Genomic DNA, 11,424 nt, shown 5'->3' on the forward strand with positions numbered 1-11,424 from the left:
GCCGTTGACGATGCGCAGGGCCAGGCCCTCGACGATGGCGGTCTTGCCGACGCCGGGCTCGCCGATCAGGACGGGGTTGTTCTTGGTGCGGCGGGCCAGGACCTGGATGGTGCGGCGGATCTCCTCGTCGCGGCCGATGACGGGGTCGACCTTGCCGTCGCGGGCGGCCTCGGTCAGGTCGCGGGCGTAGCGTTTCAGGGCGTCGAAGGAGTCCTCGGCGGCCGCGCTGTCGGCGGTCTTGCCCTTGCGGATTTCGGCGACGGCGTCGTCCAGCTTCCTGGGCGTGACCCCGGCCGATTTCAGCGCCTCGGCGGCGGCCCCGCCCTCCTTGGCGATGGCGGCCAGCAGGCGTTCGGTGGTGACGAAGGCGTCGCCGGCCTTTTTCGCAGTCTCCTCGGCGGCGCTGAAGACGCGCGCAAGGTCGCCGTCCAGATAGAGCTGGCCCGAGCCGCCCTCGACCTGGGGCCGCTTCTTCAGCAGGCCTTCGGTGACGAGCTCGACGGCGGACGGATCGCCGCCGGCCTGATCGATCAGCTTGCGGGCCAGGCCGTCGCGTTCCTCCAGCAGCACCTTCAGCAGATGCTCGGGCGCGAACTGCTGGTGCCGCCGGGCGAGCGCCAGCGACTGGGCGGATTGGACGGCCTGTTTGGCGCGGTCGGAATAAAGGTCGAGATTCATTCGCTGCAATCCCCTCGGAAGGCGAAAAACCATACACGCGCCCTTCGACGAAGCGACGCCTTGAGGTGTGTCAAACCGAGGTGGGTGTGGCCTATCGGACACGCAAGACCCGTCACGCGCGATTGATGCGCGCCGCCGTCCCGGCCTAGCGTGGCCGCAGGAGGCTTCATGGATTTTCTGACGCACGGACCGGTCGACCCGACGGTCGTCCTGCCGTTTCTGGCGGCGGTGGCGCTGATGGAGCTGACGCCGGGGCCGAACATGGGCTGGCTGGCCCTGGTGTCGCTGTCGCAAGGGCGGACGGCGGGTCTGGCGGCGGTGGCCGGGATCACCCTGGGGCTGAGCCTGTGGATGGTCGCCGCCGCCTTCGGCCTGACCGAGGTGGTCTTGCTGTGGCCGGCCCTCTATCAAGCCATCCGCTGGGCCGGAGTGGGCTTTTTGCTGTGGCTGGCCTGGGACGCCTGGCGCGGCACCGGCGACGGGGCAGAGACGGCGCCGGTCGAGACGCGGCGGCGCGCCCTGTTCCGGCGCGGCCTGATCGGCAACCTGCTGAACCCCAAGGCGGCCCTGCTCTACGTGGTCCTGTTGCCCGGCTTCATCCGTCCCGCCCACGGCTCGCCCCTGACCCAGGCCCTGACGCTGGGGAGCCTGCACGTCGTCGTCAGCGTCGCCGTCCATTCGATCATCGTGCTGACGGCGGCGCGGGCGGGCGGCGCCCTGCTGACCCGCGCCCAGGGGCCGGTGCTGCGCGCCGCCATGGCCCTGGGCCTGGTCGCCATCGCCGTCTGGACCGCCTGGGAGACGCGGATCTGACGTCGACGATCAGCCGCCGGTCGGGCCGGTGGAGAAGTCGAACTGTTCGGGCTGGCGGCGCGGCCCGCCGCCGAACGACCACGTCAGACCCAGGTAGAAGGCCCGCAGGTTGAGGTCCTGATCGGTCCGATCACGGAACTGGGGCGTGTCATAGGTGGTGGCGCCGCCGAAGGAGTTGAGGATGTCGCGGGCCGTGAACTGCAGCGACAGCGTATCGTTGAGCTTGCGGCGATAGCCCAGGTTGACCATGCCGCCGCTCTCGCGCGTGCCCTGGGCCAGCAGTTGGTCGCCCTGCCAGAAGCCCATGACCTGCACGAAGTCCTTGGGCGTGGCCTGCCAGTTGAGGCTGAGACGGCCGGTCAGCATCTCGCCCTCGCGGTCGCGAGCGCCCGGAATGCCGGCGGCGTCGATTTCCTGACGGAAGGCGTTGATGCTGGCGTTGTAGCGCAGGGTCGGGTGCAGACGGCCGCTGGCGGTCAGTTCGACGCCGAGGTCGCGCCGGGCGCCGAGGTTCTCGGGCCGGGTCAGCAGGACGCCGCCGCCGACGTCGGTCGCCACGTCGGTGAAGGCTTTGGTCGTGTCGCGGAAATAGGCCGTGGCCTGATAGAAGCTCTGGCCCTGGCGCATCTGCCACATGGCCTCGAAGCTGTCCGTCTCCTGCGGCTCCAGGTTCGGGTTGCCCGAGCGCAGGTTCAGCGGGTCGTTGTAGCTGACGAAGGGGTTCAGCTGGGTCGGCTGCGGGCGCTGGATGCGGCGCGAGTAGCTGGCGCGCAGGGTCTGGGCCTCGGTCAGCTGATACTGGACATGGCCGGTCGGATAGGCGCGGAAATAGTCCTGAGACGCCCGCACGCCGTTGGTGACGTCCTCGACGTCGATGTCCGCCTGTTCCAGACGCAGGCCGAACTGGGCCGAGAGCTTCTCGCCAAAGGGGCGCTCGTAGGTGGCGTAGAGGGCGTGGACCGTCTGCTCGGCCTCGAACCGATTGCTGAGGCCAGGCACGAGCGCAAGGCCGCCTTCGGTCGGGCCGCGCCGCAGGACGACGTCCTGATCCGGGCGGTTAAGGCTCAGCTCATAGCCGGCGCGCAGCTTGGAGCCGTCGTCCATCGGGCGGGTGTAGGCGCTGGTAAAGCCGATCGTTTCCTGGGCGTTCAGGAACTTCTGGTCCTCATAGACCGGCGGCGCGGCAGGAAGAGAGAAGAGGTTGACGTTCAGAGAGGCGTTCTCGTTGTCGTTGCGGTCGTAGCGCAGCTCATTCGACCACTCATGGCCCGACGTGTCGAACTGGTGCAGGACGCGGGCGGTGGCGCCCCAGCCGTCCATCTTGAACCCGCCGACGCCGTCGCGACTGTAGGCGCTGGTCAGGGCTCCCGTCGCGTCGCGGGTTTCGAACAGTCCGCCGGCCTCGGCGTCGGCCTCGAAGCGGTTGGCGCGCAGCTCGCCGGTCAGCATCGTCTTGTCGGTCAGGCGATATTCGGCGGCGACCCGGGCGAATGCTCCCTTCTGGATCATGTCGTTCTCCTGGACCGTGGTGGTCGTGGAGGTGACGGCGCCGGTGATCGGGTCGAGCTGTTCGCGCAGCCGGTCGAAGGCGAAGTTCTGATCATCATAGCGATAGTTGAGGTCGCCGGTCAGGGTCAGCTTGCCGCGCTGGCGCGAGCCGCTGGCGCCGAGGTTCCAGCGGCCGTTGTCGCCGACATTGACCCGCAAGGAGCCGGTGGTGGTCGTCGTCGCCGGCGCGCCGGGCGCTCCGGCGGCGGCCGGCGGCGTCGGCTTGGTGATCAGGTTGATGACCCCGCCCGAACCCTCGGGGCTGTAGGCCGCCGAAGGGTTAGTCATGACCTCGATCCGCGCATAGCGGCTGCCGGGCAGTTGCAGGACGGCGTCGGCGCGGTTCGGCCCGGACAGAATGGCCGAGGGTCGGCCGTCGACCAGGATGGTCACGTTGCCGTCCCCGCGCAGCGAGACATTGCCCTGGGGATCGACGTCGACGGAGGGCACGTTGCGCAGGGCCTCCGCCAGGGTCCCGTTCGCCGCCTGAAGGTCGTCGGCCAGGCTGTAGCTGACAGAATCGATCGAGGTCCGCACATCGTTGGCGCGGGCCGTGACCACCACGTCGCCCACGGCGGCGGCCTTGTCCTCGGCCTTCTCGGGCGCGGGCTGAGCCGGAGAGATCTGGCGCTGTTGCGGAGCAGAGGCCGGAGGCGAGGTCGGAGACGTCTGGGCCAGGGCAGCGCCCGCCGGCAAGGCTAGAACGGCGCCGAGCAATGGCGCAAACTTGTATTTCGACATGATCCAGCCCCGCACGGAACGTTCTGACAACGCTCCATAATCCGTTGAGCTATCAGGCGAACCTCAGATACCCCAGTTACATCTTCTTCATCCGCATGGCGGGTCTGTGACCAAAATCGGAACTTCAAGCGTCGCCGTGCGCTAGGTCCCCATGCTGACGACCAAGATGAACCCCCGCGTCTTTTGGGGGGCCAGCGCCATCGCGGGCGCCCTGTTGCTGCTCGCGCTTCTGGCGCCCTCCACCTCCGGCCTGATTTTCGGCGCGGCCCAGGCCTGGGTGATCGAGACCTTCGGCTGGTTCTATGTGGCGGCGGTGGCGGGCTTCCTGCTGTTCGTAACCGTGCTGGCCGTCGGACCGACCGGGCGCCTGAAGCTGGGACCGGACGAGGCCGAGCCGGACTTCCCCTATGTCTCGTGGCTGGCCATGCTGTTCGCCGCGGGCATGGGCATCGGCCTGATGTATTTCGCCGTGGCCGAGCCGGTGCAGCACTACATCGCCCCGCCCGAAGCCGAGCCCGGCACGCTCAACGCCGCGCGCGAGGCCATGGTCATCACCTATACCCACTGGGGCGTCCACGCCTGGGCCATCTACGCCGTGGTGGGCCTCAGCCTGGCCTATTTCGCGCACCGCAAGGGCCTGCCCCTGACGATGCGCTCCAGCCTCTATCCCCTGCTGGGCAAGCGGGTGAACGGCTGGCTGGGCGACGCGGTCGACATCTTCGCCATCTGCGGCACCCTGTTCGGCATCGCCACCTCCCTGGGCCTGGGCGTGGCCCAGATGAACTCCGGCCTCAACTACGTCTTCGGCCTGCCCAGCAGCGTCGTCATGCAGGTGGGTTTGATCGCCGTGGTCATGGGGGCGGCGACGATCTCGGTCCTGACGGGCGTGGACAAGGGGGTGCGGCGGCTGTCCGAGCTGAACCTGGTCATCGCCGTCTGCCTGATGCTGTTCGTGCTGATCGCGGGACCGACCCTGTTCCTGCTGCGGGCCTATGTGCAGAATTTCGGTCTCTATCTGGACCACTTCTTCGTCCGCACCTTCACCCTCTACGCCTATGAGCCGCGCGCCTGGATGGCGGACTGGACCCTGTTCTACTGGGCCTGGTGGATCGCCTGGTCGCCGTTCGTGGGCATGTTCATCGCCCGCATCTCGCGCGGGCGGACGGTGCGGGAGTTCCTGATCGGGGTGCTGCTGGTCCCGTCGGGCTTCACCTTCCTGTGGATGACGGTCTTCGGCAATTCGGCCATGAGCCTGGACCTGGGCGTAGCGGCGGGGGCCATTTCCGAGGCGGTGCAGGCGGACCTGTCGACGGCCCTGTTCCGCTTCTTCGAATACCTGCCGGGAACGGCGATCACCTCGGTCCTGGCCATCGCCCTGGTGGCGGTCTTCTTCGTCACCTCGGCGGATTCGGGGTCGCTGGTGATCGACACCCTGGCCTCGGGCGGGGCCGAGGACACCCCGCGCTGGCAACGCATCTACTGGTGCGTGCTGCAAGGCCTGGCGGCGGCCCTGCTGCTTCTGGCCGGCGGACTGGGGGCGCTGCAGGCGGCGACCCTAGTGGCCGCGCTTCCCTTCGCCGTCATCATGATCCTGGCCTGTTTCGGGCTGGCGCGACAGATGAACGCCGACCTCAAGGGCGAGGCGGTCGAGACCGAGGCCCCGCCGATCGGCGAGCGGCTGAAGCGCATCTTCTCGCCCGCCAGCCGCAAGGACATCGCCCGCCAGATCGAACGGCAGGCCGCCCCGGCCCTGCTCGATGTGCGCGACGCCCTGTCGAACGAGGGCCTGGACCACAGCCGCGTCGAGATGGATGAGAGCGGGGTCTGGCTGGTGGTCGAACACGCCAATGGACGCGACTTCCTCTATCGCATCGGCGCCCGGTCGCGCCCCCTGCCGGCCCTGACCGCGCTGGAGGCCCCGGAAGCCCGTCGCGCCCTGGAATGGCGGATGACGGCCCAGACCGGGGACGGCACGCGGCCCCGCGACCTGACCGGCTTCACTCGGAACCAGATCGTCGCCGACGTGCTGGAGCATCTGCAAAGGTGGCGGCTGGCGGCCTGACGGCTTGGCCTCGGCGGTCGGCGGCGCTAGCGTCGCCGTTCTGTTTTTCGGAGCGTGTCCATGTCCATCCGCCTGTCGCGCCGCGCGGCGCTGTTTTCCTCCGCCGCCGCCGCATCGGGCGCGGCCCTGCCCGCGACGGGCTGGGCCCAGACCAGCTCGGACACGCGCACCGACGACGAGATCGCCGCCGCCGCCGACGCCTGGGTGCAAGGCTGCATGGCCGCCTGGCCCGACCAGCCCGCCGTCTCCCTGGCCCTGGTGCGCGACGGCAAGACGGTGCTGGCCAAGGGTTACGGCGTCCGCCGTCGGGGCAAGAATGAGCCGGTCGACGCGCACACCCTGTTCGCCCTCGCCTCCAACTCCAAGAACGTCACCGCCGCCTGCCTGGCCATCCTGGTCGATGAGGGCAAGGTGAAGTGGGACGAGCCGATCAAGACCTATCTGCCCGGCTTCACCCTGTCGGACCCGGTGATCGGCGAGCGCATCACGGTGCGCGACGCGCTGAGCCACCGCGCCGGTTTCGGCCTGGGCGCCGGGGACCTCTTGTTCTGGCCCAACAGCGACCGGACCCGCGCCGAGATTCTGGCCCAGACCGCCTTCGTGCCCATCGAAGACGGCTTCCGCGAGGACTACCACTACTGCAATCTGATGTTCGTGGTGGCGGGCGCAGTGATCGAGGCCGTATCGGGCCTGTCTTGGGAGGCCTTCGTCCAGACCCGCATCTTCGACAAGGTGGGCATGAGCGAGAGCGTGCCCCTGGCGCGTCTGGCCGATCCGACCAAGTCCGCCCTGCCCCACGGCCGCGTCGGCCCGCCTCTGCGCTATCAAGGCGCGATGACGCAGATCGCGGACTCCATCGTCGAGGTGTGGAATTGGGATTCGGCCGCCGCGGCGGGCGGCATCTGCGCCAGCGCGACCGACTGGGCCAAATGGATCGCCGTGCGTCTGAACGAGGGCCTGCTGGCCGACGGCTCGCGCCTGTTCTCGGAAGCCGCCGCGCGCGAGATGTACAAACCCAACATCATCGTCTCGGCGCTAGGCGGACCGACGGCGGAACTGCCCAACCAAGCCGTGGCCTCGACCTACGCCATGGGCTTGCAGGTGCAGGATTATCGCGGCGAACGGCTGGCCACCCACGGCGGCGGCTCGCCCGGCGGCATCTCGGCCACGGTGCTGATCCCCGGCCGCAAGATCGGCTTCTCGGTCTTCACCAACGCCGAGGAGAGCTTCCTCTTGCGCGCCCTGCGCTCGGGCCTGTCGGACATCGCCATGAACAAGGTGGATGTCGACTGGATCGCGGATTCCAAGAAGCTTGAGGCCGAAGGGACCGAGAAGTCGCTGAAGGCCGCCGTCGAGATCGACGCCAAGCAGGCGGCGGGCGCCGCGCCCTCCATGCCGCTGGAGGCCTATGCCGGGACCTGGCGCGATCCCTGGTACGGCGACATCGTCATCGCGCCGAAGACCGAGGGGCGCGGCCGCAACCGCAAGACCGGCCTGTGGCTGGCCTTCACCCGCACCCCGGCGCTGCAGGGCTGGCTGGAGCCCTATGACGGCGAGACCTTCCGCACCCGCTTCCCCGACAAGCGCGAGGAGGACGCCTTCGTGACCTTCAACATTCTGACGGCCAAGCCCGCGACGGCGACGCTCAAGGGCGTCTCGCCCGACATCGACTTCAGCTACGACTATCAGGACCTGCGGCTGACGCGGGTCTAAGGGCGCGCCCTATCCTTCTCCCCTTGCGGGAGAAGGGCTTAGGTCAACGCGCCGCCGGGCGCTGGCCGGCCTCGAGGATGGGCATGCCGGCCTCGGTGGGGATGTAGATGGTCTGCCGGCCTTCCTTGCCGGCCGTCTCCTGCAGCATGTTGATGTAGGACCAGCGCAGATAGGCCTCGGGGCCGCCCAAGGCCTGGGCCATGATGCGGTTGGCCTCGTTGGCGCCCTTGGCGCGTTCGATCTCGGCGGCGGCGGTCAGCTTGGCCGAGTCCAGGGCGGCCTGGGCCTCCAGCACGCGGATGCGACGGTTCTGCACCGCCTCCTCATAGGCCGCCTTGCCCGCCATCTGCTTGGAATAGACGTTGTAGGTCGGGAAGCCGACCAGGACGACGGCGACCACTATGCCGATGGCGATGACCGAACCGATGGTGAAACCAACCCCGCGCATGAGCGCCTCCCCTGAATGAAACGACGCTCAGGGTGGACGGCGCCCACGACTGCGGTCAAGGGCGTCAAGCTCAGCGCGCGGCCGGGACCAGCTCGATCAGATCGAGGTTGGACTCATTGGCCGGCCAGGGGATGACCAGTCGCCAGCGCCGTTCGCCGATGCGTTCGACCACAGCCACCATGTCGCGATCGGGCCTCAGGCCGTAGGAACGGGCAGCGGGCTCTGACGCCAGGGACATGGAGCCGAGGAAGACCATCTGGCGATCATTCTCCGGGAACAGAAGGCCGCTGGGCCGCTGCGACCCCGTCAGCTTGGAGAATTTCAGCCCGGCGGGGGTCTGCTCGATGCGGCAGGCGAACCAGCCGTAGACGACATAGCCCAGGCCCTGCTCGCCGCCCTGGGACCCCAGCTTGACGGTGCGGCAGCGATAGTTGCCGACCGGCGGCGTCACCGAGGGACGCGCCGCATCAGGGACGATCAGATCGCCTAGGCCGGCCAGATCGCCGGAGCCCGGCTGACGTTTCGCCTGTTGCAGGGCGAGGGTCCAGGCGGCGGCGCGCCGCTGATAGCGGTCGCGGTCGGCGGCGGTGATGACCCCGCGCCAGTCGCTGAGCACAGCGCCGCTCGGGGCGCTGGGCGCAGGAGGCGGCGGCGGCGGCGGCGGCGGCGTGGTCGCACAGCTGGCCAGCAGGGCCGTCGCCAGAAGGCTCGGAATCAGGGCGCGAGGAATCTTCGTCTTGAGACGCGAAATGCCGGCCGACGAACGTGACATGGACGCTCCCTCGCACAGGGTCGAAAAGCCCCCATTTCCTAGGAAGCCCTCCGGGCGCGCCGCGTCAACCCCGGGCGAAGGCCCGCGCCCTCTCAGCCAACGGGGTCAGGCGGCGTTGGCGGGCGGCGACGCCTGCGCCTCCAGGGCCAGAGACAGCGCCTCGACCAGGGCGGGAATCTGCAGCGGCTTGGTCAGATACTCGGCGAAGCCCGCCGCGCGGCCTCGCCGGATGTCGGCCGGCATGGCTCGCGCCGACAGGGCCAGGACCGGCAGGTCGCGGGTCAGGGGGTCTTCGCTCAGCCGCGCCTTGACCTCGAACCCGTCCATGCCAGGCAGGTTGATATCGAGGATGATGACGTCGGGCCGGAGGTCGCGGGCCAGGGCCAGCCCCTCCGGACCGGTCTCGGCCACGTGCAGTTGAATCCGTCCCAGCGCCATGACGACGTGGCGCATCAGGGCGATGTTGGACGGATTGTCCTCGACGTAGAGCAAGGTCGCCTCGGGCAGGCGGGCGACCGGGACCGGAGAGGCGACGACGGCGCGCGCCTCCGCGACGGCGAGCGGCAGACGGATGGTGAAGACCGCGCCCTCGCCTTCGCGACTTTCGGCCTCCAGCCGACCGTTCATGGCTTCGATCAACCGGCGCGCCACCGCCAGGCCGATCCCCGCGCCCGGAACGTCGGAAGCCTCGCGGCCCAGACGGTTGAACGGCTGGAACAGCTCGTCCATCCGCGCGGCCGGAAGGCCCGGGCCGGTGTCGCGGACGTCCAGGCTGACGCCCTCGCCCGACTGGCGCGCCTCGATCAGAACCACGCCGCCGGGGCGGTTGTATTTGACGGCGTTGGCGATCAGGGCCGTCAGCACCTGACGCAGACGCTCGCGGTCGGCCCGGGCGGCCAGGCCGGCGACCGGCGGCGGCTCGCGCAGTTCGATCCCCGCCGCCTCGGCCATGGGGCGCAGGCTCTCGCACGCCTGCCGCGCGATCAGCAGCGGATCGACCCGCTCGATCGCCGTCGCCAGCCGGCCGCCCTCGATGTCGGCCAGGTTCAGCACTTCGTCGACCAGGGTCAGCAAGCGGGCGCCGGCGGTGCGGATCTGCTCGACCGCCTGATGCTGGCGATGGGTCAGGGGCTCCTGCGCCTCGTTCATCCGCATCAGGTCGGAGAAGCCGATGACCGCGTTCAGCGGAGTGCGCAGTTCATGGCTCATGCTGGTCAGGAACTCGGTCTTGGCGCGGTGCGCCGCCTCGACCTGGGCGGCCTGGCCTTCGGCGGCGGTCAGGGCCGCCTGAAGTTCACGCGCCCGCTGCTCGGAACAGGCCTCGAGCGTGGCGTTGACCCGGCGCAGGATCGCCACCTCGCGTCGGGCCTTCACCGCCATCCGCAACCCCGCCCAGCAGCCCGACAGGGCCAGGGCGACCACCACCAGAACGAGTTCCATCGCACGTCCCTCCGATGCCTCGAGAGTGACGACTATAGATTGCAATTATGTAAACATGCGCGCCAAGGTTGCGCGCCGTCGATCAGCCTTCGTCGGTCGCCGGCTCGACCTTGCGGCGCGGGGCGCGACGCTTGGGCGCGGGCGCTTCTTCCGACGCGGCCTCCACCTCATCAGAAGACGGCGCGGTCGGGCGGGTCAGGAAGCCAGGCAGACCCATGCCGTCGCTGGCCTCGCCTTCGGCCGGCGCACGCTCGGCGCGCGGACGACGCGGGGCGCGGGCGGGACGGGCCTCGACCTCTTCGCCCTCGGGCGCTGAGACGACGGCTTGGTCCGACACGGCTTCGGCGGCGTATTCAGCCTCGGCCGCGGCGCGGGCTTCGTCCTCGGGCGTGGCCTCGCCGGCCTCGAAGCGACGGTTGCGTTCCTCGCGGCGGCGCTCCCAGCGCTCGCGGCGGGTTTCACGACGGCCGCCCTCGCGGGGCTCGCCCTCGGCGCGGGGTTCGCGGTCATTGTCGCGCGGCTCGCGCGGTTCACGATCCCGGTCGCGGTTGTAGTCGCGGTCCCGATCACGGTCACGGTCGCGATTGGCGTCACGTTCGGCGCGCTCGGCCTGGCGACGGGCTTCGTCCTCGGCCTTTTGCTGCTCGGCGGCGGCGGCGGCGATGATGGCGGCGGCCTGGGCCCCCGACTCGTCCTCGAAGTCGATGTCGAAGCCCTGACCTGCCAGCTCGCGCTGGGCGATCTCGCTGACCGGACGCTGCGGCTGCAGGGCGCGCAAGACGCGGAAATAGTGTTCGGCGTGCTGGGTGTAGTTCTCGGCCAGGACCCGGTCGCCGGCGGCCGAGGCGTCGCGCGCCAGCTGCATGTAGCGCTCATAAACGGTCTGGGCGTTGCCGCGGACCTTGATGTTCTCGGGGCCTTGCGAGTCCCACGACCGGTTCGGGTTGGTCGCATTGGCGTTGTTGCCGCCGCCGCCGGGCTTCCGGTTGCGTCCGCGCTGACGCTTCATGCCCTTGAAATCTCTCATCGGAGCTTACCGTGCTGGTGCGGGCCGCCGCCGGTTGAGGGCGGGCAGGACCCAGTTCGTCGTTCCGTTCGGTCGGGGCCAATCCCCGTATCGATGTGCTCGGAAAACCGTTCGTCGCCCTGTGGTCCGCCGGGCCCTGCAGGCCCGACCGTCACTGGCCCAGACGCGCTTGAGCGAGCAAA

The 11,424-nt window shown here is 69.5% G+C and carries 9 protein-coding genes; 3 read left to right on the forward strand and 6 right to left on the reverse strand.

Going from position 1 to position 11,424, the window contains the following annotated elements; all coding sequences use genetic code 11:
* A partial coding sequence (locus VGE49_RS05975; RefSeq protein WP_331033645.1) for a Clp protease N-terminal domain-containing protein occupies positions 1-678 on the reverse strand: 678 nt, incomplete at its 3' end.
* A 168-nt stretch (positions 679-846) separates the two neighbouring features.
* On the opposite strand from VGE49_RS05975, the gene VGE49_RS05980 reads away from it, so the two are divergent.
* Positions 847-1,491: a LysE family translocator gene (locus VGE49_RS05980; RefSeq protein ID WP_331033646.1), complete on the forward strand. Its 645-nt coding sequence runs from the start codon at positions 847-849 to the stop codon at positions 1,489-1,491.
* A gap of 9 nt (positions 1,492-1,500) precedes the next feature.
* On the opposite strand, the gene VGE49_RS05985 is transcribed toward VGE49_RS05980, so the two are convergent.
* Positions 1,501-3,780 carry an outer membrane beta-barrel family protein gene (locus VGE49_RS05985; RefSeq protein WP_331033647.1) on the reverse strand — a complete coding sequence of 760 codons (2,280 nt, stop codon included), beginning with the start codon at positions 3,778-3,780 and terminating at the stop codon, positions 1,501-1,503.
* Positions 3,781-3,931: 151 nt separating this feature from the next.
* Here VGE49_RS05985 and VGE49_RS05990 point away from each other — a divergent pair, with 151 nt between their 5' ends.
* A complete protein-coding gene (locus tag VGE49_RS05990; RefSeq protein WP_331033648.1) occupies positions 3,932-5,842 on the forward strand; it encodes a BCCT family transporter in 1,911 nt (636 codons plus the stop codon).
* 60 nt (positions 5,843-5,902) lie between these two features.
* Positions 5,903-7,555, forward strand: coding sequence for a serine hydrolase (locus tag VGE49_RS05995; RefSeq protein ID WP_331033649.1), 1,653 nt, complete (start codon positions 5,903-5,905; stop codon positions 7,553-7,555).
* Between the two features lie 43 nt (positions 7,556-7,598).
* Here VGE49_RS05995 and VGE49_RS06000 read toward each other — a convergent pair whose 3' ends face one another.
* From VGE49_RS06000 to VGE49_RS06015, 4 genes are all read right to left on the reverse strand, one after another.
* Entirely contained in the window at positions 7,599-8,003 is a 405-nt protein-coding gene (locus tag VGE49_RS06000; protein WP_331033650.1) for an SPFH domain-containing protein, read from the reverse strand.
* 70 nt (positions 8,004-8,073) lie between these two features.
* Complete coding sequence (locus tag VGE49_RS06005; RefSeq protein ID WP_331033651.1) at positions 8,074-8,775, reverse strand: DUF4893 domain-containing protein; 702 nt, start codon at positions 8,773-8,775, stop codon at positions 8,074-8,076.
* A 105-nt stretch (positions 8,776-8,880) separates the two neighbouring features.
* On the reverse strand, positions 8,881-10,215 hold the full coding sequence (locus VGE49_RS06010; protein ID WP_331033652.1) for a hybrid sensor histidine kinase/response regulator: 1,335 nt from the start codon (positions 10,213-10,215) through the stop codon (positions 8,881-8,883).
* Between the two features lie 82 nt (positions 10,216-10,297).
* Positions 10,298-11,242, reverse strand: a complete 945-nt coding sequence (locus tag VGE49_RS06015) for a DUF4167 domain-containing protein (RefSeq protein ID WP_331033653.1) — start codon at positions 11,240-11,242, stop codon at positions 10,298-10,300.
* Positions 11,243-11,424: the final 182 nt, after the last annotated feature.

This window comes from Brevundimonas sp. (assembly GCF_036405315.1).
Lineage (GTDB): Bacteria > Pseudomonadota > Alphaproteobacteria > Caulobacterales > Caulobacteraceae > Brevundimonas.